Below are 20,169 nucleotides of genomic sequence, written 5' to 3'. Positions count from 1 at the left end.
TTTACACCTTCGCCACAAGTGGGCGACCAAGCAGGCCCTGGGGACGGAAAATCAGAATCACCACCAGCAGGGAGAAACTGAACACGTCTTTGTAGTCAGAGTTGATCAACCCCGAGAACAGCGACTCGGAGATACCGAGGATGATCCCGCCCAGCATCGCCCCAGGCAGGGAGCCGATGCCGCCGAGGACCGCCGCGGTAAACGCCTTGATGCCGATGATGAAGCCGGCATAGAAGTCGAAGGTGCCGTAGTTGAGGGTGATCAGCACGCCGGCCAGGGCAGCCATGGCTGCGCCGATGACGAACACGTAGGAGATCACTCGGTCGGTGTTGATGCCCAGGATCGAGGCCATCTTGCGGTCTTGCTGGGTGGCGCGGCACATGCGGCCGAGCTTGGTGTATTTGATGATGTAGGTGAGCAAGGCCATGCCGGCGAACGCCGCCACGAGGATGAACACTTTGGTGTAGGTCAGTTGCACGAACCCGGTGCCGATATCGACGCGCCAGGCGCCGGCCAGCAGGGTGGGAATGCCTTGTTGCTTGGCGCCCTGGGCGATCTGCGCGTAGTTCTGCAGGATCAGCGAGATACCGATGGCGCTGATCAGCGGTGCCAGGCGGGTGGAGTTACGCAGGGGTTTGTAGGCGACACGCTCAATCACCCAACCGTACACGCCGGTGACGACTACGGTGAAGATCAAGGTACCGAGAATGAGCAGCGGGAAGGATTCGATGCCGAAGTAAGCCAGCAGTGCCAGACTGATCGCCGCGAGGTAAGCGGAAATCATATAAACCTCGCCGTGGGCGAAGTTGATCATGCCAATGATGCCATAGACCATTGTGTAGCCGATGGCGATCAGGCCATAGACCGACCCGAGGGTCAGGCCGTTGACCAGTTGCTGCAGGAAAATACCATCCATAACGCAATCTCACGCGGTGAGCACCTGCACACCGGTGGGTGTGCGGCGCTTCTGGAGGAAAAGACAGGTTTGTTGCAATAGAGCAGGCAACCAGGCCCTCTGTGGGAGCTGGCTTGCCTGCGATAGCGGTTTCACATTCAACACAGGGTTGGCATTGAGTCCGTCATCGCGGGCAAGCCCGGCTCCCACAGGAATCAAGGTGTTCAGGCCGTCGCGTTATTACTTCTGTTTTTCCAACTGATGGTATTTGCCGTCTTTGTCCCACTGGTAAACCACGTAGTCAGAGACTTTCAGGTCGCCCTTGGCATCCCAGGCTTTTTCGCCCATGACGGTTTTAACCGGGTTGGCCTTGAGCCACTTGGCAGCGTCTTCGCCCTTGTTGGACTTGGCACCGTTGAAGCCGGCGGCCAGGGCCTGGATCGAGGCGTAAGCGTACAGGGTGTAGCCTTCAGGCTCGGTGCCGTTCTTGCGGAACTCTTCCACGACCGTCTTGCTGTCCGGCAGCAGGCGTGGGTCGGCGCCGAAGGTCATGTACACGCCATCGACGTACTGCGCGCCGCCGGCGGTGGCTACCAACTCGTCGGTGACCACGCCGTCATCGGACATGAACTTGACGTCTTTGAGGCCCGCTTCGCGGATCTGGCGCACCAGTGGGCCGGCTTCCGGATGCAAGCCGCCGAAGTACACGACGTCGGCGCCCAGGGAACGGATCTTGGTAACCAGGGCGCTGAAGTCTTTCTCGCCCCGGGTCAGGCCCTCTTCCAGCACCGGCTTGACGCCGCGCTTGGTCAACTGCGCAGCGGTGGCGTCGGCCAGGCCTTTGCCGTAGGTGTCCTTGTCGTTGATCACCGCGACTTTCTTGCCCTTGAGCACGTCGACGATGTAGTCGCCGGCCACGATGCCTTGCTGGTCGTCACGCCCGCACATACGGAACATGGCGCCCAGGCCGCGTTCGGTCACTTGTGGGTTGGTGGAGCCTGGGGTGATGGCGATGATGCCCGCTTCGTCGTAAACCTCAGACGCCGGGATGGTGTTGGAGGAGCAGAAGTGCCCGACCACACCGATCACTTTGTCCTGGTCGGCCAGGCGGTTGGCCACGGCCACGGCCTGCTTGGGTTCGCAGGCGTCATCGCCTGCCACCAGCTTGATCTGCTCGCCGTTGATGCCGCCGGCCTTGTTGATAACGTCGGCTGCCGCCTGGGCACCCTTCATGTACTGCTCACCGAAAGCGGCGTTGGCACCCGTCATCGGGCCTGCCACACCAATTTTCACATCAGCTTGAACAAACGTAGAAACACCCAGCGCCGCAGCAACGGCGAGGGCCAGAAAACCTTTCTTGTAAAACGTCTGGGACATGAGTGGTGCTCCGATATTTTTGATTTTTGGCACGACAACTTGCATTCAAACTTTTCACTGAAAGCTCAGAGCAAGCCGCGTGCCATTACGTTTTTATTCTTCAAAAAGACACGGTGTCATTGTTATTACAGGCGTTTCGACGCCTTTTGCCAGGACGTGCAACCGTCTAGCGTCTACGGGTGCAACCAGCACTGCAAAAAAGTACAACCCTGGTAGGTCGCACCTGCAACCACAGGCATAAACGACAGTTCCTACAGCTGTAACAATGTGCGTAACGGAACTGCACATTTACAGTGCGTGATTGCTACGACTTGCACCAATACAGATGGGTAGCCTGCTAAGAAAACGCAGGCTTCTGAGGAGTATTTCGCTGATCAGATCACGATCCTCAGGCATTGCCCGGCGTGATAGAGCGAGAAGCCGGCTTCATACAGGCAACTGCGCAGGCCCACAGCGGCCAGAGGTTGCATAGGGGCAAAAGGGATCGGTAAGGCTTGGGGGTCCTGGTGACACAGGTAGTCGGCAAACGCCTTGCCCACTACGCTGCCGGTGGTCACCCCGCGCCCGTTATAACCGGTAACCGCCACCAGGCCGGGGGCCGGTTCGAACAGGCGCATCAAGTGGTCGGGGGTGAACGCGATGCAGCCGGTCCAGGTGAATTCCCATTGCACCGGTTTGAGGTACGGGAAGTAGTGTTGCTGCACCCGATCGGCCCATGCCTTGAGGAACCACGCCGGCTTCTGGTTGCCGTTACCCAGGCTGCCCAGCAACAGGCGCCCGTCGGCATCGCGGCGAATACTGCTCAGGACCTGGCGCGTGTCCCACGAACCCTGGCCGCCGGGGAGGATCTGTTTGGCCGCGTCATCGGTCAGCGGCGCCGACGCCACCTGGTAGTAATAGCCGGGGAAAAAGTTACGCCGCAGTTCGGTCCATTCGCCTTCGGTGTAGGCGTTGGAGGCGATCACCACCTGCGCGGCCTGCACCGCGCCCTCGGCGGTCTGCACCGACCAATCGGCGCCTTGGCGTTCAAGCTGGGTGACCGGGGAATGATCGAACAACTGCCCGCCCAACGCTGCGGCGGCATTTGCCAACCCAGTGGTGTAGGCCATGGGGTTCAAGGTGCCGGCGCGCCGATCCAGCAACGCGGCGGCGATTTTCCGGGTACCGGTGGCGTGCTCGCAGGCCTGGCCGGTGAGTAACTCAACCGGTGCGCCACGGCGCTTCCACTGCTGCTCACGGCTGCGCAAGTCCGCCTCGCCACGGGCGTTGTGCGCCATGTGCAAGGTGCCTTCACGGCGCAATTGGCAGTCGATGTTGTACTTGTCGATCAGGCTGAACACCAGGGACGGCGCCGCACCCAACATGCGGTTGAGCTGACTGCCCACCGCTGTGCCGAAACCGGCCTCGATCTCGTCCGGTGGAATCCACAGGCCGGCGTTGACCAGCCCGACGTTGCGCCCCGAGCCGCCGTGACCGGTGCGATGGGCCTCCAGTACGACGACGCTTTTACCTTGTTCCAGCAAATGAATGGCCGCCGACAAACCGGTGATGCCGGCGCCGATCACGCACACATCCACCTTGACCGCGCCCTTGAGCGCGGCTCGGTCGGGACGGCCTGGGGTGAGGTGTTCCCATAAACATGTTTCGCGCAGTGCCATTGCCAGACTCCGGGATGAATTCACCACCGCTCGTTCCCACGCTCTGCGTGGGAATGTAGCCTTGGACGCTCCGCGTCCGCATTGTCGTGACGCGGAGCGTCACAGAATGCGTTCCCACGCAGAGCGTGGGAACGATCAGTCTGGTCAGTCGAACGTGATGCCTTGTGCCAACGGCAGTTCCAGCGAGTAGTTCACAGTATTGGTCTGCCTGCGCATATACCCGCGCCACGCATCCGAGCCCGACTCACGCCCGCCGCCGGTTTCTTTTTCACCCCCGAACGCGCCACCGATCTCCGCGCCGCTCGGGCCGATGTTGACGTTGGCAATGCCGCAGTCGCTGCCCACCGCCGACATGAACTGCTCGGCTTCACGCACGTCGGTAGTGAAGATGCAGGACGACAAACCTTGTGGCACGGCATTGTTCAGGCGCAGGGCTTCGGCGAAGTCGGTGTAGCCGACCACGTAAAGAATCGGCGCGAAGGTTTCGCTGCACACCACGTCGCTTTGCTCGGGCATTTCCACGATGGCCGGCGATACGTAGTAGGCGTTGGGGAATGTGTCTTGCAGTTGGCGCTTGCCGCCGAACACCTTGCCGCCTTCGCTCAAGGCTTGCTCAAGGGCGTCCTGCATGTTGTCGAAACTGTGCTTGTCGATCAGCGGGCCGATCAGGTTGCCTTCCAGGGGGTGGCCGATGCGCACTTTGGAATAGGCGGCCTTGAGGCGGGTGACGATTTCTTCCTTGACCGACTCATGGGCGATCAGCCGGCGCAGGGTGGTGCAGCGTTGGCCGGCGGTGCCCACCGCGCTGAAGAGGATGGCGCGCACGGCCATGTCCAAGTCGGCGCTTGGACCGAGAATCATCGCGTTGTTGCCGCCCAGTTCAAGGATGCTGCGGGCGAAACGTGCGGCGACTTTGGGTGCCACTTCACGGCCCATACGCGTGCTGCCGGTGGCGCTGATCAGGGCGACGCGCGGGTCATCCACCAGCGCAGCGCCGGCGTCACGGCCGCCGATGATCACTTGGCTGAGGTACTCGGGGGCACCGTCGAATTTTTTCAGTACGCGCTCGAACAAGGCCTGGCAGGCCAGTGCAGTGAGCGGGGTCTTTTCCGACGGTTTCCAGATCACTGCGTTGCCGCACACCAAGGCCAGCGCAGTGTTCCACGCCCACACGGCCACCGGGAAGTTGAAGGCGCTGATCACGCCGACCACGCCCAGCGGGTGCCAGGTTTCACGCATATGGTGGCCTGGGCGCTCGGAGGCGATGGTCAAGCCGTACAACTGGCGCGACAGGCCGACGGCGAAGTCGCAGATGTCGATCATTTCCTGCACTTCACCCAAGCCTTCCTGGGTAATCTTGCCCGCTTCCCAGGAAACGAGTTCGCCCAGGTCGGCCTTGTACTCGCGCAATACGTCGCCGAACTGGCGCACCAGCTCGCCACGTCGCGGCGCCGGCACCTTGCGCCAGGCCTCGAATGCATGCTCGGCGCGACTGACCTGTTGCTCCACCTCGGCGGCGCCTTCCCAGTGCACACTGCCGATACGGCTGCCATCAATCGGTGAATGCACGGGTTGTTTTCCAGCCTGGTACAGCGCCGGGTTTACCCCGAGACGATCAAGCAATGCGGCAACCATGGGTCACTCCTTCAATCTGCAGACAAAAATTCGCGCCGCAATACGCACGGCGATCCTGGCCCTATTTGTAGCTGGCCCAAGACTTGCCAACAAACGACGATTAGGCGAGATATCATTCCCTTTATTCATGCAAAGAATAAAAAGAGGCATGCCGTGCTGAACAAAAGACATTTGCCCTCGATCACCGCCCTGCAGTGTTTCGAAGCGGCCACCCGCCACCTGAGCTTCACCCGCGCCGCCGAGGAACTGAACCTCACCCAAAGCGCGGTGAGCAAACAAGTAGCGCAGTTGGAAGAACTGTTGCAACACCTGCTGTTTCGCCGCGTGCGCCGCCGCTTGCAGATGACCCCGGCGGGCGACCTGTACCTGGTGGAGGTGCGCAAGATCCTCACCCAGGTGGAAATGTCCACCCACTACCTGCGCTCCTACGGGGGCGAAACCGAAGTGCTGCGCGTGTCCACGCCCTACACCTTCGGAGCACGCTGGCTGGTGCCGCGCCTCAAAGGCTGGCGTTTGCGCCACCCGCAGATCCACCTGGACCTGTGCAACGAACAGGACCCGGACGAGTTACTGCAAGGCAAGGCCGACATGGCGTTCTATTTCGGCCAGGGCGCACGTCCCGGCACCGAGAGCCTGAAACTGTTCAGTGAAGAGCTGGTACCGGTGTGTTCGCCCGACAGCCTGCCCGCCCAGCCTTTCACCGACCCCACGCAACTGAGCGACCTGGTGCTACTGCAAAACGCCTCGCGGCCCCAGGGCTGGCATGACTGGTTCGCCAGCCAGGGCTTCCATACCGAGCACAGCTACCATGGCCCGCGGTTCGACACGTTTTATATGTGTATCCGTGCGGCGCAGGTGGGATGCGGCGTGGCGTTATTGCCGCGCTTTCTGGTGGAGGAGGAATTGGCCGAGGGCAAGTTGGTGATCCCCTGGCAACATGCGATGCCGAGCCAGGATGCTTACTACCTGGCGTATCCTGAGCATTCGGCAGAGGTGCCCAAGGTGCGCGAGTTTGTGAAGTGGATGATGGAGCAGGTGCTTTAGCGCCTGGAGAATCGCCATCGCAGGCAAGCCTGCTCCCACCGTTTGGAATGCACTTCAAATGTGGGAGCTGGCTTGCCTGCGATGGCGCCAGTGGCCTTACTGAAAAAATCACTGGCAAAACCCCACAAGTCTATGCGCCACTAACCCCCTTCCTCAATTGTGCGTAAAGGCCGGCCTCCATCGCCGACCCGTCTGGAGATTCCCGTTATGAGCGAGAGTGTGTTTGCCGATCGCATCGTGCAGAACCTGCTCGACACCGACTTCTACAAGCTGACCATGATGCAGGCGGTGCTGCACAACTACCCGAACGTGGAAGTTGAATGGGAGTTTCGTTGCCGTAACAGCGAAGACCTGCGCCCTTACCTGGCGGAGATTCGTTACCAGATCGAGCGCCTCGCCGAGCTGAGCCTGAGCCCCGATCAACTGGGGTTCCTGGAACGCATCAGCTTTATGAAGCCGGATTTTCTGCGCTTCCTCGGGCTGTTTCGCTTCAACCTGCGGTATGTGCAAACCGGCATCGAGAACGGCGAGTTGTTTATCCGCCTGCGCGGACCGTGGCTGCATGTGATCCTGTTTGAAGTGCCAATGCTGGCCATCGTCAGCGAGGTGCGTAACCGCTACCGCTACCAGACCGTGATCCTCGAGCAGGCCCGCGAGCAGTTGTATCGCAAATTCGACTGGCTGACCGCCAATGCCAGCAGCGATGAGCTGTCGGAGCTGCAAGTGGCGGACTTCGGCACGCGCCGGCGCTTTTCCTACCGGGTGCAAGAGGAAGTGGTCAGCGTGCTCAAGCACGATTTCCCTGGCCGTTTTGTCGGCACCAGCAACGTGCACCTGGCGCGCGAATTCGATATGAAGCCGCTGGGCACCATGGCCCACGAGTGGATCATGGCCCACCAGCAACTCGGCCCACGCCTGATCGACAGCCAGATCGCCGCCCTTGATTGCTGGGTGCGCGAGTACCGTGGCCTGTTGGGTATCGCCCTCACCGATTGCATCACCACCGACGCGTTTCTGGGCGACTTCGACTTGTACTTCGCCAAGCTGTTCGACGGCCTGCGCCATGACTCCGGTGATCCGATCCAGTGGGCAGAAAAAGCCATCGCTCACTACCACAAGCTGGGCATCGAACCGATGAGCAAGACCCTGGTGTTCTCCGACAGTCTGACATTGCCCAAAGCCTTGGAAATATTCCGGGCGTTGCGCGGTCGCATTAATGTGAGCTTTGGCATCGGCACCAACCTGACCTGTGATATTCCAGGGGTGGAACCGATGAGCATCGTGCTTAAAATGACCGCCTGCAATGGCCAGCCCGTCGCGAAGATTTCCGATGAAGCGGGCAAGACCCATTGCACCGACCCGAATTTTGTCGCCTATTTGCGTCACGTTTTCAAAGTACCTGCCCTATCCAGCAAGGAGTGAATCATGCAAGCCGTACAGCGTGAGATTGCACAACAGCTCAAGGTGCAAGCCCCGTTCAAGGACCAGGCCGCACTCGAAGCCGAGGTTGCCCGGCGCGTGGCCTTTATCCAGGACTGCCTGCGCAATTCCGGGCTCAAGACCCTGGTGCTCGGCATCAGTGGTGGTGTCGACTCCCTGACCGCAGGCCTGTTGGCCCAACGTGCGGTGCAGGAACTGCGCGCCAGCACCGGCGATGAGGCGTACCGCTTTATCGCCGTGCGCCTGCCCTACGAAACCCAGTTCGACGAGCACGACGCCCAGGCCTCGGTGGACTTTATCGAGCCGGATGAACGTCACACCGTGAACATCGGCCCGGCGGTTAAAGCCCTGGCCAATGAAGTGGCCGCCTTTGAAGGCAAGGCCGCGGCGTCCCGTGACTTCGTGCTGGGCAACACCAAGGCGCGCATGCGTATGGTGGCGCAGTACACCATCGCCGGCGCGGCCGGCGGGCTGGTGATCGGCACCGACCATGCGGCGGAAGCGGTGATGGGCTTCTACACCAAGTTCGGTGATGGCGCGTGCGATCTGGCACCGTTGAGCGGGCTGGTGAAGCATCAGGTGCGGGCCATTGCCCGTCACTTTGGCGCGCCGGAATCGCTGGTGGAGAAGGTGCCGACCGCCGACCTGGAAGACCTGTCGCCGGGCAAGCCGGACGAGGCGTCACATGGCGTGACCTATGCCGAGATTGATGCGTTCCTGCAGGGTGAGCCGGTGCGTGAGGAGGCGTTCAGGATTATCTGCGAGACCTATCGCAAGACTGAGCACAAGCGGGTGATGCCGTTTGCACCTTGAGGTGAACCTGATCGTTTTGCATTGATTGTCACATCGCCATCGCAGGCAAGCCAGCTCCCACATTCGACCGCATTCCCATGTTGGAATCCGGTCAAGTGTGGGAGCTGGCTTGCCTGCGATGAACGATAACGCGGTCTTACTTCAGAACCACAGCACCTTTCATCATCGAGATGTGGCCTGGGAACGAGCAGAAGAAGCTGTATTTCTCATCGGCCTTCAGCTTGGAGACGTCGAAGGTCACCGAATCTTTCTCGCCGGCACCGATGATCTTGGTGTGGGCGATGATGCGCTCATCACCGGCTTTCAGGTAATCCTTGTCGATCCCCGCAGCCATGCCGTCGGTTGCCACCGGTTGCATATTGGCTTCGGTAGTCAGCACCCAGTTATGGCCCATCACGTTCTTGGGCAGGTTACCCGAGTGAGTCAGCTCAACGGTGAACTGCTTGCAGCTCTTGTCGATTTCAATCGCTTTAGTGTTGAACGACATTTGGTCGGTGGAGTCGACAGTGACCTTGCACTCTGCAGCAAGCAACTGGCCGCTCGCCAGAGTCAGCAGGGAAACAGCAACGAGTTTGGCAAACATGTGAATCTCCAAGGCAGGGTTTTAAAAACGCGGATTGCGGTAAGGGTGCCTCAATCAGGCTTGAGTTCTTATGATCTGAATCAACAGATTGTATACAACTTTAGGCTATCAGCTTCATCAACACAATCAACCAGCCAAACTGCCGCACCCTGATTATGATCGGCCCATCACTCACGGGAGTTCATGCCATGCACCTCAATCACCTGTTCAACGGCCTTCTGGCTGCCTACGCCTGCGGTAAGTGAAAGCAAAGGGCCCCCTGAAGCTGCTACCATGACGACCCGAGGCAGCTGCGCGCCGCCCACCCTCACCTTCGACCCTAGAGGATCGCCCATGGCCAAACCTAATTACTCCTTCGCCAAACGTCAGAGAGACTTGGCCAAGGAACAGAAGAAAGAGGAAAAGCTGCAACGCAAGAAAGCCGCTGCAGAGGAAGAAACCGGCGCGCTGAACCCGGATGCCGAAGGTGAAGCGGCAACTGACGAGACCGAAACCCCGAAAGACCCAGCTGAATGATCGTTCCCACGCTCCGCGTGGGAATGCAGCCCCGGACGCTCCGCGTCCCGCACCAGGCTTGAAGCCAGCGCAAGGGTGACGCAGAGCGTCACAGCAGGCATTCCCACGCAGAGCGTGGGAATGATCGTTTTTCATTCCAGCGGCATCACCGTCACCCGCACCTCCGGGTCGTGGCTGCCTCCCCCCAGAATCACCCCCCGCAATGGCGACACATCAGAAAAGTCCCGGCCCCAGGCCAGGGTGATGTGCTCCAGCGCCGGCTGCACATTGTTGGTCGGGTCAAAATCCACCCAGCCTGATACCGGGCAAAACACCGAAACCCACGCATGGGAAGCATCCGCGCCAATCAGCCGTGGCTGGCCGGGCGGTGGCTGGGTGAGCAGGTAGCCGCTGATATAGCGCGCCGCCAGGCCACGGGAACGCAGGCAGGCAAGCATCAGGTGAGCGAAGTCCTGGCACACGCCACGACGGCGCTCCAGCACTTCAACCAGCGGCGTGGCGACCTGGGTGGCTTCGGCATCGAAGGTAAATTCGCTGAAGATCTTCTCCATCAATGCCTGCGTGCCCAGCAGTAAAGGCTCGCCGGGCGGGAAGCAGCTTTCGGAGAACTCGACGAAGGTTTTCTTCAGATGGACATAGGGCGACTCGAAGCGATAGCGGCAGGCTTCGATCAGCTCGGCGCTCAAGGCCTGGCTGCTGTAGGTCAGGCTGTCGCGGGTGTGGTCCCAGGGCGGCGACCGCTGGAAGTCCAGAGCGGGTCGCGAAAGCACTTCTACAGTGAGTCCGGCGTTCACCAGCAATTCATCATGGGGCCGTTCGAACGCCAGGCGAGTGATCGGGTTGCCGAATACGTCCAGTTCGTCGCGGCGCGAGGTGGGTTCCGGGCTAATATCCAACTGCTGCCAGGTGCACTTCTGCCAGGCGCACGGCCTTGGCCACAGGTGCGCCAGTTGCTGGGCCAGGGACACCGGGCTGTCATAGTGGTAATGGGTATCGTGGAAAATCTGATAGCGCGCGCTCATTACACCGAAACCGTTTGCTGGCTGACATCATCCACGTGGGCAAAATGGCGCAGCGCCAGGCGATCCGACACCTGCCCGCTTTCATCGGCCACCGCTTGCAGCAAGTCGGCCAGGCCGTCCAGCGCGGCACGCACGCTGGTTTCGCCAAACAGGCCGTCCTCCAGGCAGCCCAGGTCAAAACGCGCCAGGCACTCGACCAAAGGCACCAGCCCGGTTTCACGGGGCACGCCAAAATCATCATTGAGACGGCGCAGGGTGCGGCTCACCAACTTGAGCTGGAACAGCACCGCATGGGGGTTCTGCTCGTCGAGCAGCAGCAAGTCGAGCACCGGGATCAACTGCGGCACCGCCAGGTAGCGCGAGCGGTAGGTGATGCTGCTGTTGCCCAGCTCCAGCAACCATTCCAGCCCGGCCTGATCGAACACGGCCACGCCACGCAGGAACGCCGCTAGGCTGCTGCTCAGAAACTGCAGACGCTCGATACGCCGGCCCATCATCAAGAAGCGCCAGCCCTCATCGCGGGTCATGTCGTCCAGGGCAAACCCGGACAGTGCCGCCAGGGACATCACCAGGCGGTTGAGAAAGTCGAGCAGTTCGCCAAAGTCTGCAGTGTCGCTTTCCAGTTCCATGGCTTCGCGTTGCAGCTCCACCAGGGCCTGCCAGTTTTCCCGGGACAACTTGCCGCGCACCTGGGACGCCGCCCACTGCAAGCGCTGCAAATTGGCGCGCAGGCTTGAAGGCCAGTCATCACCCAGCAAGGCGGCGAGCAGGCGCTCCGGCAGCTCGCCCTCCTCCGGCAACAGGCGCAGGCTTTCGCCGAGTTCGACGGCGGCCTGCAACGCCAGCGGATCGTCGCCATCGACATACCGCGCCAGTACGATACGCAGCCAGCGCGCACTGTCGTCGCAGCGCTCGCAGTAACGACCGAACCAGAACAGGTTTTCCACCACGCGCGAGGGCAAATAGGGATCGCGGCGCACCAGGTCATAGGCGCCAATGGTGCGTTGGGCGCGCCATTGCTCGCCACCCGGCGCGCGCTCACCGAGCACCCAGGTGTCCTTGCTCGCCCCGCCGCGCTGCATCGACACCACCTCGGCATCGGCGTCGGCCGCCACGCGAGTCAGGCCGCCAGGCAGTACCCGATAACCGTCTTCACTGGCCACGGCGTAGACACGCATACCAATGGCACGGTGTTGCAGGTGGTCATCCACGGTGTGCCATACGGGCGCCTGAGACAGTTGCGCCAGCTCTTGGGCGACATAGGCATAGGGCCGCGCACGCATGCGTTCGGCCAGGGCCTGGCGCTGTTCGTCGTCAAGGTCGCGACCAAACACCGGAGCGAAACTTTGTGAGGGAAATGCCGGCTTGATCAGCAGTTCCGGGAGTTTTTCCAAGGCTTCGGCAAGCACCGGCGCTTCACCGCACCACCAGGTGGCAATCGACGGCAGGATCAAGGCTTCACCGAACAAAAATTCGTTGATCTTGGGCAAAAAGCCCAGCAACCCCGGGGACTCCAGCACGCCACTGCCCAAGGCATTGGCCACCAGCACGTTGCCTTGACGCACGGCGTCGAGCAGGCCCGGCACGCCGAGCGCCGAGTCAGTGCGCAGTTCCAGCGGGTCGCAGAAATCATCATCAAGGCGACGCATAATCGCGTGCACCCGGCGCAGGCCGCTGAGCGTTTTCAGGAACACAGTGCTGTCACGCACGGTGAGGTCGCCGCCCTCTACCAAGGGGTAGCCGAGCTGACGCGCCAGGTACAGGTGTTCGAAATAGCTTTCGTTGAAACGCCCCGGCGTGAGCAGCACGATCAGTGGCGGCTGGTCATCGCCAGGGGCCTGGCGCGCCAGGGTCTCCTGCAGCGTGCGAAAGAAACCGGTGAGGTGCTGCACCTGCATATCCCGGTACAGGTCCGGGAAGGCGCGGGACACGATGGTGCGGTTTTCCAGGGCGTAGCCGGCGCCCGACGGGGCTTGGGTGCGGTCGGCGGTGACCCACCAGCGGCCATCCGGCGTGCGTGCCAGGTCGACCGCGTACAGATGCAGGAACGCACCGTCGGGCGGCTGGATACCCTGGCACGGCCACAGAAAATTGTTATGCCCGAACACCAGTTCGGCGGGCAGCAAGCCTTCCTTGATCAGGCGCTGCGGGCCATACAGGTCGGCCAGTACCGCATTGAGCAGGCGCGCACGCTGGGCGATGCCGGCCGACAGTTGCTGCCACTCCTCGGCCGCCAGCACATGGGGCAACAGGTCCAGCTCCCAGGGGCGGTCGGCGCCCTTGGGGTCGGCGTAGACGTTGTAGGTCACGCCGTTTTCCTGGATCTGGCGCGTCAGCAACGCCTGGCGCTGGGCCAGTTGTGCGGGCGTGCTGCGTTGCAGGTGATCGAACAAGCGCCGCCAATGGGCACGCACCGCGCCGCTGGCGTCCAGCAGTTCGTGATAGGTGCCCGCGGTGAGCGGGTAACGGTCGAGCAAGTCGGACATGGAACGCTCGGCAGAGGCAAGGGAAGTCAGGTTAACTCAAATTCACTACGATCCAATGTGGGAGCTGGCTTGTTGTGGCGAGGGAGCTTGCTCCCGCTCGACTGCGCAGCAGTCGCCTGCTATTGGGGGCGCTTCGCACCCCAGCGGGAGCAAGCTCCCTCGCCACAAAAGCCCTCCCACACTTGGATCATGTTCATTCCTTATTTTTTGTGAAACGCCGCAAATCCAGGGTCATTGGCAACTCATCGTTTACCGTTACAGTCGGCACCACAAGCTTGCCCGGGCTATGCCCCAAGCGGAAAAACCGCGCCATGCGCCGGCTCTCCGCCTCATTGGCATTCACCGGCAGGCTGTCGTAATTGCGCCCGCCCGGGTGCGCCACATGGTATTGGCAGCCGCCCAACGAACGCTGCATCCAGGTGTCGAGCAGGTCAAATACCAGCGGCGCATGCACGGGGATGGTCGGTTGCAGGCAGTTGGCCGGTTGCCAGGCGCGATAACGCACCCCCGCCACGAACTCACCGACGCGGCCGGTCGGTTGCAGCGGCACCGGCACGCCATTGCAGGTCAGCAGGTAACGTTGCGGCGGCAACCCGCTCAACTTCACTTGCAGGCGCTCCAGGGACGAATCCACATAGCGCACCGTGCCACCCACTGCGCCCTCCTCGCCCAGCACATGCCAAGGCTCCAAGGCCTGGCGCAGTTCCAGTTCGATACCGCTGACGGCGTAGTCGCCCACCTTGGGGAAACGGAACTCCAGATGCGCCGCGAACCATTCGGCTCGCAGCGGGTAACCAGCCGCGTTCAGCTCGACGATCACGTCGGCAAAGTCCTGCTCGATAAAGTGCGGCAACAGGAAACGGTCATGCAGTTCAGTGCCCCAGCGCGCCAGCTTCGGCGGCGCATAGGGCTCGCGCCAGAACCGCGCGACCAGCGCTCGCAGCAACAACTGCTGGGTCAGGCTCATGCGCGCATGGGGCGGCATTTCAAAGGCGCGCAGTTCCAGCAGGCCCAGTCGGCCCGTGGCGCCGTCGGGTGAGTAGAGTTTGTCGATACAGAATTCGGCGCGATGGGTATTGCCCGTCACGTCGATCAGCAGGTTGCGCAACAGGCGATCCACTAACCACGGCGGGCACTCCTCGCCCGGTGCCGGCATCTGCGCGAAGGCGATTTCCAGTTCATACAGCGCATCGTTGCGCGCCTCATCCACCCGGGGTGCCTGGGAGGTGGGGCCGATAAACAGGCCGGAGAACAAATAGGACAACGACGGGTGGTTATGCCAGTAGCTGATCAGGCTGCGCAGCAGGTCCGGTCGGCGCAGGAAGGGCGAATCCTTGGGCGTCGCGCCGCCGAGCACGAAGTGGTTACCGCCACCGGTGCCGGTATGGCGCCCGTCGATCATGAACTTCTCGGTGGTCAGGCGGGTTTGCCGTGCCTCTTCGTAGAGGAATTCGGTGCGTTCCACCAACTCGTCCCAGGTGGCGGATGGCTGTACGTTGACCTCAATGACACCGGGATCTGGCGTGACGCGGAAATTGCTCAGGCGCATATCCGCTGGCGGCTCGTAGCCTTCCAGCAGTACCGGGCAATGCAGCTCTTCGGCGGTGGCCTCAATGGCAGCCACCAGCTCCAGGTAATCCTCGACGCGCTCCAGCGGCGGCATAAACAGATACAGGCGCCCTTCGCGTGCTTCGGCACACAACGCGGTACGGGTCAGCCAGTCGGCGGACTCGTCGACCTTGGGCACACGCTCATCACCCGGCGCGGGCTCGCCATGGTTTTGCAACTGGGCGCTGGTCGGCAGCTCCGGCTGATCCTGGTTAGGGTCGGTCGGATGCACAAACGGATACTCCGCCGCCGTCACCCAGGGCTGCGAAGCGAGCGGCAGACGATAGCCCAGCGGCGAATCCCCCGGCACCAGGCGGCAATGGTTGTCGCGCAGGTACCAACGCCCACTCTGCCAGCGGTCATTGGCCGCAGTCCGTGCCAGCGGCAGCACTTGGCCGATGATTTTATCCAGGCCCTGGCTGAAGACTTTGCGCAGGCGCTCACGCTCCAGGTCGTCGCTCAGGCGCGGGTCTTGGGCAGTGACGTTCTGGGGCAGCGCCCCTTCGCGCCACAGGTAGTAGAAATTGTCTTCGAACGCCGGGAACACAAAGCGCGCCGGCAGTTTCAGGCGTTCGGCGACGCTGGCCAGGAAACGCCCGGCCATCACCCCATCGGCGCCGTAGTCCTCTTGCTCATCGGCGATCAGCGCGCTGTTGTGCCAGATCGGCACGCCATCGCGGCGCCAATAACAGTTGAGCGACCAACGTGGTAATTGCTCCCCGGGGTACCACTTGCCTTGGCCGAAATGCACCAGGCCCTTGGGCGCATAGTGCTGGCGCAGGCGCTGGAACAGCTCGGCGGACAGGCGACGCTTGTCCGGGCCCAGGGCTGCGGTGTTCCATTCGGCGCCGTCTGGGTCGTCGATAGAGACGAAGGTCGGCTCGCCGCCCATGGTCAGGCGTACGTCGTCCTTGAGCAGGTCGCCGTCGATCTGCCGGCCCAGGGTCTGGATCGCCAACCATTGTTCTTCGGTGTAGGGCTTGGTCACCCGTGGCGCTTCCCAGATGCGCTCCACCGACATCTCATGGGTGAACTCGCATTCGCACGGCTCCACCAACCCGCTGATGGGCGCGGCGGACGATGGATCGGGGCTACAGGCCAACGGGATATGCCCTTCACCGGCGAACAACCCGGACGTGGCATCCAGGCCAATCCAGCCAGCGCCGGGCAAATACACTTCGCACCAGGCGTGCAGGTCGGTGAAGTCCACCTCGGTACCGGACGGGCCGTCGAGGGCTTTGACGTCGGCGGTCAGTTGAATCAGATAACCAGAGACAAATCGCGCCGCCAATCCGAGGTTGCGCAGCAATTGCACCAACAACCAGGCCGAGTCGCGGCAAGAGCCGGATGCGTTTTCCAGGGTAAATTCCGGAGTTTGCACGCCCGGTTCCATGCGAATCAGGTAACCGATATCGGCGGCCAGGCGCTGGTTGAGGCCGACCAGGAAATCCACAGCAGGCAGCGGCGTGCGGTCGATACCGGCCAGGTACGCAGCCAACCTTGGCGTCAGCGGCAAGGTTTCCAGATACGGCGCCAGCTCGCGCTGCTCATCGGCGGCGTAGCTGAACGGGATATTTTCGGCGTAGGGCTCCAGGAAAAAATCGAACGGATTGAACACCGCCATCTCGGCGACCAGGTCGACTTCAATGCGCAACTCGTCAGTCTTTTCCGGGAACACCAGGCGCGCCAGGTAATTGCCCTGGGGGTCTTGCTGCCAGTTGATGAAATGCTGCTCGGGCAACACCTTCAACGCGTAGGACAGTATCCGCGTACGGCTATGGGCCGCCGGGCGTAGCCGCACGATCTGCGGGCCGAGTTCAACTGCACGGTCGTAGCGGTAATGCGTAACGTGGTGCAACGCGACATGAATCGACACGGCGGCCTCCTGCGAGCCAGGGCATAAGCACAACGCGCGCAAGACTTATGCCACAGCAGCAGTCATTGCACTAAAACGTCAGGCCCGGTGCAGTACAGCACCAAAACAGCGCCAACGTTGCGGCTATGGTGCAGGCGCTGCACACATTTGTAGCGCCGGGCTGAGTGCAGGTGGTGAATCTACCCAGTTAAGGCGTAGTACGCCTGGTATTCAGGGCTTGGCGCAGTTGACGGATTTGCACAAGTTTTGCCCGCATCTCTCGCTGCCCGCTGCTGTTGAGCACCAGCAGGCCGAACAGCGGGAAAATCAGCGACAGGCTATAGAGAACCCTGTGTGGGTTGTACTGAATCATGGGGAGCACAAACAACAGACAGGCAGCGTAGATGGCGACCATCACCCATGCCCATGAAGGTTTGCCCCGCAGGATCATAAAGTTGCTATGGACCGTCAACAAGATAAGCAATGCACCTGCGACCAGGATCTTGAGCCCGACTTGAGCAAGGGGCGCATCACGAAAATAGGTAACGAAAGCCAGCGCCACTGCAAGTGCCAGCGAAAAGTACGCAGCAAATACGCCGCCCAGAAACGTCAAGAAGTGACGCCTGAAGAAGTCGCGCAGCGTCATCAGCTCACTCATTCGTTTATTTCCTCGTACAAGCCTATCGCAATGGTATTGACGTTCCCAGAGTAGGCGCTGCCTCCGAACCCGACGGTCGCTCCCAGGATATCTTTGATCTGAGTACTGGTGCTTTGCTTGAGTTGCGTCGGGGTGAAACGCTTGGAGAGCTCACCCGATGCCTGCCTGAGCTTGAGCATCTTCGAGGTCAGGCTGGGATCATTGATGCTCAGTAGTTCCTTGGTCAGCTTGGCCCTCTCCTGACGGTTCAAGCCGCGTAGCACTTCCCGCAGGCTCTTGCCCGTCGATGCCTTAGCGACCTTGACCAGCTTGACCGTCGTCAGGGCTGAAGCGCCCACACCGGCCAACGATGCCGCGTCCAGCACAATGGATGCATTCTGGTACCAGCCTTCACTGTCGAGCCAATCGTTTACCTCAGGCTTGGCCACCTCAAGGGTCGTTCGGGCAATGCCATTGAAGCACTGGAGCGAACTCGCGCCTGCGGCCGCGTACCCCACCACCACAATGACTGAGCTCGCGCCGGCACTGAAAGGAACCAGAATAGTACCGCTGGCAATCGCAGCCCAACTGATGACAGCACCCAGGCAAGAGATTCCGGTATTTACGGCCTCGCCGATCAGCCTGGATTCCCGTGGATTGTTTACTACGTGATCAGCGAATTGTGTCGGCGCGATGTATTTCTGCGCCTCGCGCAGGATGACACGCTTTGGCTTGATGCTGCAGATGGGCTTGAATTCGCGCAGAGTGACGATATTAAAATCGGCATCGATATACACCACGCCAGCACCGACAACGCCGGGGTCAGCATCGATGGCCGCAAACAGCCGTGGCAGATTGATCAGGCTCTCGATGCGCTGGCGCGCCATAAATTGAGAGCGGTTGGAATCCATGCCGATGTTGAACAAGGAGTTGCCCATAAGTGTTCTTCCTTGACATTGAAAGTGCCCAGACCGGCCTCATCGCAGGCAAGCCAGCTCCCACACTTGAAATGCATTCCCCTGTGGGAGCTGGCTTGCCTGCGATAGCAATCTGATGGGCGCCACCCTAACAAACAGGCCACCTACCGCCAATAAACCTACCTAATCAACGGGCCTTGCGTTGCGCAATCACCGCCCGACGCAGGTGACGTATTTCGAGTAACCGCTGGCGCATTTCACGATGGCGCTTACTGTTGAGCAGCAGCAAGCCCAGCAGCGGAAACAGCACCGCCGAGCCGTACACCAGGGTATTGAGGCCGTATTGAATCATCGGCAACACGAACAGCAGGCAACACACCAGGTAGCCCGCCACCAGCCGGGTCGCCCAGGGATACCCGCGTGCAATCATCACATTGCCAAACACCAGCACTGCCACCAGCACCAGGATTGCAGCCCCGGAGTAGTTGGCCTTGAGCGCCGGCTCAACACCGCGCAAATAGGTCACGCCCGCCGTGGAGACAGCCACCGAACCAGAGAAAATTGCCATGAAGATGGTGCCCATGAACACCGGAAAATAACGCGCAAGGAAACTGCGCCTATCGGGAAACCCCTTCATTCCGTCAGTTCCTCATACAGGCCAATGGCAAGCGTCGATGCCGAGCCAACGTGACCGGTTCGATAGCTGCCCCAGATACCCAACATGCCGCCCAAGGCGTCCTTGAGCTGGGTGAGCGTGGCATGACGAATTTCCGTGGAACTGTAGCGCTTGGGCAACGTGCCGGCGCGCTGCTGCAACTTGAGCAACTTGGGGGTCAGGCTTGGGTCTTTGAGACTGAGCAATTCCTGGGTCAACTTCTTGCGCTCCTGGCGATTCAAGCCCTTGAGCAATTCATACCAGCTCTTGCCCAACGCAGCGGCTTTTTTGGCCTTGAGTAGCCTTAATGTGGTGAAGGCTCCCGTTCCGATCCCGACCAACGACGCGGCATCGAGAATCGGTGACACCGCGCCATACCACTGGGCGTCGTCCATGCGGTCGTTGGCATCTGGGTCAAGGATCTCGTTATAGGTACGGGCCACGCCAAACCCGCACTGAGCACTGCTGGCCAGCGCCGCTGTGACACCAATACCCACCACAAAAGCACTGGCGCCGGCGGTGAAGGGTACGGCGACGCTGCCACTGAACACCACGATCCAACCGATCACCGCAGCCCCACAGGAAAGCCCCATATCAAAGGCCTCCTTCTGGAGTCGCCCTTCACGGGGGTCGGTCTTCACCTGCTCGACGAACTGCGCCGGCGAGATGTACTTCTGCGCCTCGCGCAAAATGACGCGCTTGGGTTTGATGCTGCAGATGGGCTTGAATTCGCGCAGGGTGATCACGTTGAAGTCGGCGTCGATGTACACCACGCCAGCGCCGACGATGCTGGGGTCGGCGTCAATGACGGCGAACAGCCGCGGCAGGTTGATCTGGCTTTCAATGCGCTGGCGCGCCATGAATTGGGAGCGGTTGGAGTCCATGCCGATGTTGAGCAAGGGGTTGCCCATAGTGTTCTTCCTTGAAATTGAGAGTGCCCAGACCGGCCTCATCGCAGGCAAGCCAGCTCCCACAGGGGAATGCGTTCCAAGTGTGGGAACTGGCTTGCCTGCGACAGCAATCTAATG

16 protein-coding genes are annotated in these 20,169 nt (G+C 61.1%); 4 read left to right on the top strand and 12 right to left on the bottom strand.

Annotated features, from left to right (window positions below):
- Position 1 precedes the first annotated feature (1 nt).
- The 4 genes from GH769_RS27740 to GH769_RS27725 all read right to left on the bottom strand — a co-directional run bounded on the left by GH769_RS27740 (position 2) and on the right by GH769_RS27725 (position 5,565).
- Positions 2 to 916: a branched-chain amino acid ABC transporter permease gene (locus GH769_RS27740; RefSeq protein WP_003188099.1), complete on the bottom strand. Its 915-nt coding sequence runs from the start codon at positions 914 to 916 to the stop codon at positions 2 to 4.
- A 219-nt stretch (positions 917 to 1,135) separates the two neighbouring features.
- Positions 1,136 to 2,272, bottom strand: coding sequence for a branched-chain amino acid ABC transporter substrate-binding protein (locus GH769_RS27735; protein WP_005784282.1), 1,137 nt, complete (start codon positions 2,270 to 2,272; stop codon positions 1,136 to 1,138).
- A 374-nt stretch (positions 2,273 to 2,646) separates the two neighbouring features.
- Positions 2,647 to 3,930, bottom strand: coding sequence for an FAD-binding oxidoreductase (locus GH769_RS27730; RefSeq protein WP_020301621.1), 1,284 nt, complete (start codon positions 3,928 to 3,930; stop codon positions 2,647 to 2,649).
- A 144-nt stretch (positions 3,931 to 4,074) separates the two neighbouring features.
- Positions 4,075 to 5,565: an aldehyde dehydrogenase family protein gene (locus tag GH769_RS27725; protein WP_003188096.1), complete on the bottom strand. Its 1,491-nt coding sequence runs from the start codon at positions 5,563 to 5,565 to the stop codon at positions 4,075 to 4,077.
- Positions 5,566 to 5,718: 153 nt separating this feature from the next.
- Between GH769_RS27725 and GH769_RS27720 the strand changes: the two genes are divergently transcribed.
- The 3 genes from GH769_RS27720 (at position 5,719) to nadE (ending at position 8,862) form a co-directional block, all read left to right on the top strand.
- Positions 5,719 to 6,609, top strand: a complete 891-nt coding sequence (locus GH769_RS27720; protein WP_014716686.1) for a LysR family transcriptional regulator — start codon at positions 5,719 to 5,721, stop codon at positions 6,607 to 6,609.
- Positions 6,610 to 6,816: 207 nt separating this feature from the next.
- Positions 6,817 to 8,031: a nicotinate phosphoribosyltransferase gene (gene pncB, locus GH769_RS27715; RefSeq protein WP_003188094.1), complete on the top strand. Its 1,215-nt coding sequence runs from the start codon at positions 6,817 to 6,819 to the stop codon at positions 8,029 to 8,031.
- A 3-nt stretch (positions 8,032 to 8,034) separates the two neighbouring features.
- Positions 8,035 to 8,862: an ammonia-dependent NAD(+) synthetase gene (nadE, locus tag GH769_RS27710; protein ID WP_014716685.1), complete on the top strand. Its 828-nt coding sequence runs from the start codon at positions 8,035 to 8,037 to the stop codon at positions 8,860 to 8,862.
- A gap of 136 nt (positions 8,863 to 8,998) precedes the next feature.
- On the opposite strand, the gene azu is transcribed toward nadE, so the two are convergent.
- A complete protein-coding gene (gene azu, locus GH769_RS27705) occupies positions 8,999 to 9,445 on the bottom strand; it encodes an azurin (protein WP_014716684.1) in 447 nt (148 codons plus the stop codon).
- Between the two features lie 333 nt (positions 9,446 to 9,778).
- Here azu and GH769_RS27700 point away from each other — a divergent pair, with 333 nt between their 5' ends.
- Entirely contained in the window at positions 9,779 to 9,961 is a 183-nt protein-coding gene (locus GH769_RS27700) for a hypothetical protein (RefSeq protein WP_032904038.1), read from the top strand.
- A gap of 131 nt (positions 9,962 to 10,092) precedes the next feature.
- On the opposite strand, the gene GH769_RS27690 is transcribed toward GH769_RS27700, so the two are convergent.
- The 7 genes from GH769_RS27690 to GH769_RS27660 all read right to left on the bottom strand — a co-directional run bounded on the left by GH769_RS27690 (position 10,093) and on the right by GH769_RS27660 (position 20,052).
- The gene (locus tag GH769_RS27690; RefSeq protein ID WP_019818297.1) at positions 10,093 to 10,983 is read right to left on the bottom strand and encodes a transglutaminase family protein; all 891 of its coding nucleotides are present in this window, start codon (positions 10,981 to 10,983) and stop codon (positions 10,093 to 10,095) included.
- The gene (locus tag GH769_RS27685) at positions 10,983 to 13,469 is read right to left on the bottom strand and encodes a circularly permuted type 2 ATP-grasp protein (protein WP_032904039.1); all 2,487 of its coding nucleotides are present in this window, start codon (positions 13,467 to 13,469) and stop codon (positions 10,983 to 10,985) included. The genes GH769_RS27690 and GH769_RS27685 overlap by 1 nt, the downstream gene beginning before the upstream one ends.
- 193 nt (positions 13,470 to 13,662) lie before the next feature.
- A complete protein-coding gene (locus GH769_RS27680; protein ID WP_032904041.1) occupies positions 13,663 to 16,953 on the bottom strand; it encodes a DUF2126 domain-containing protein in 3,291 nt (1,096 codons plus the stop codon).
- A gap of 187 nt (positions 16,954 to 17,140) precedes the next feature.
- Positions 17,141 to 17,590 (bottom strand): hypothetical protein, encoded by a 450-nt coding sequence (locus tag GH769_RS27675; RefSeq protein WP_020301625.1) that lies wholly within the window; start codon positions 17,588 to 17,590, stop codon positions 17,141 to 17,143.
- Positions 17,587 to 18,507 carry a hypothetical protein gene (locus GH769_RS27670; protein WP_014716678.1) on the bottom strand — a complete coding sequence of 307 codons (921 nt, stop codon included), beginning with the start codon at positions 18,505 to 18,507 and terminating at the stop codon, positions 17,587 to 17,589. Before GH769_RS27670 ends, GH769_RS27675 begins: the two co-directional genes overlap by 4 nt.
- Positions 18,508 to 18,673: 166 nt before the next feature.
- Positions 18,674 to 19,123 carry a hypothetical protein gene (locus tag GH769_RS27665; protein ID WP_014716677.1) on the bottom strand — a complete coding sequence of 150 codons (450 nt, stop codon included), beginning with the start codon at positions 19,121 to 19,123 and terminating at the stop codon, positions 18,674 to 18,676.
- Positions 19,120 to 20,052, bottom strand: a complete 933-nt coding sequence (locus GH769_RS27660) for a hypothetical protein (RefSeq protein WP_014716676.1) — start codon at positions 20,050 to 20,052, stop codon at positions 19,120 to 19,122. The genes GH769_RS27665 and GH769_RS27660 overlap by 4 nt, the downstream gene beginning before the upstream one ends.
- Positions 20,053 to 20,169 lie beyond the last annotated feature (117 nt).

Source organism: Pseudomonas sp. CFSAN084952 (assembly GCF_009648855.1).
Taxonomy (GTDB): domain Bacteria; phylum Pseudomonadota; class Gammaproteobacteria; order Pseudomonadales; family Pseudomonadaceae; genus Aquipseudomonas; species Aquipseudomonas paracarnis.
This window is presented reverse-complemented; position numbering and strand designations above follow the sequence as displayed.

Coding starts and splice junctions, on each gene's coding strand:
- GH769_RS27740 (WP_003188099.1), bottom strand. CDS start 916: ATGGATGGTATTTTCCTGCAGCAACTGGTCAACGGCCTGACCCTCGGG.
- GH769_RS27685 (WP_032904039.1), bottom strand. CDS start 13,469: ATGTCCGACTTGCTCGACCGTTACCCGCTCACCGCGGGCACCTATCAC.
- GH769_RS27690 (WP_019818297.1), bottom strand. CDS start 10,983: ATGAGCGCGCGCTATCAGATTTTCCACGATACCCATTACCACTATGAC.
- GH769_RS27660 (WP_014716676.1), bottom strand. CDS start 20,052: ATGGGCAACCCCTTGCTCAACATCGGCATGGACTCCAACCGCTCCCAA.
- GH769_RS27730 (WP_020301621.1), bottom strand. CDS start 3,930: ATGGCACTGCGCGAAACATGTTTATGGGAACACCTCACCCCAGGCCGT.
- GH769_RS27735 (WP_005784282.1), bottom strand. CDS start 2,272: ATGTCCCAGACGTTTTACAAGAAAGGTTTTCTGGCCCTCGCCGTTGCT.
- GH769_RS27700 (WP_032904038.1), top strand. CDS start 9,779: ATGGCCAAACCTAATTACTCCTTCGCCAAACGTCAGAGAGACTTGGCC.
- GH769_RS27670 (WP_014716678.1), bottom strand. CDS start 18,507: ATGGGCAACTCCTTGTTCAACATCGGCATGGATTCCAACCGCTCTCAA.
- GH769_RS27675 (WP_020301625.1), bottom strand. CDS start 17,590: ATGAGTGAGCTGATGACGCTGCGCGACTTCTTCAGGCGTCACTTCTTG.
- GH769_RS27725 (WP_003188096.1), bottom strand. CDS start 5,565: ATGGTTGCCGCATTGCTTGATCGTCTCGGGGTAAACCCGGCGCTGTAC.
- GH769_RS27665 (WP_014716677.1), bottom strand. CDS start 19,123: ATGAAGGGGTTTCCCGATAGGCGCAGTTTCCTTGCGCGTTATTTTCCG.
- pncB (WP_003188094.1), top strand. CDS start 6,817: ATGAGCGAGAGTGTGTTTGCCGATCGCATCGTGCAGAACCTGCTCGAC.
- azu (WP_014716684.1), bottom strand. CDS start 9,445: ATGTTTGCCAAACTCGTTGCTGTTTCCCTGCTGACTCTGGCGAGCGGC.
- nadE (WP_014716685.1), top strand. CDS start 8,035: ATGCAAGCCGTACAGCGTGAGATTGCACAACAGCTCAAGGTGCAAGCC.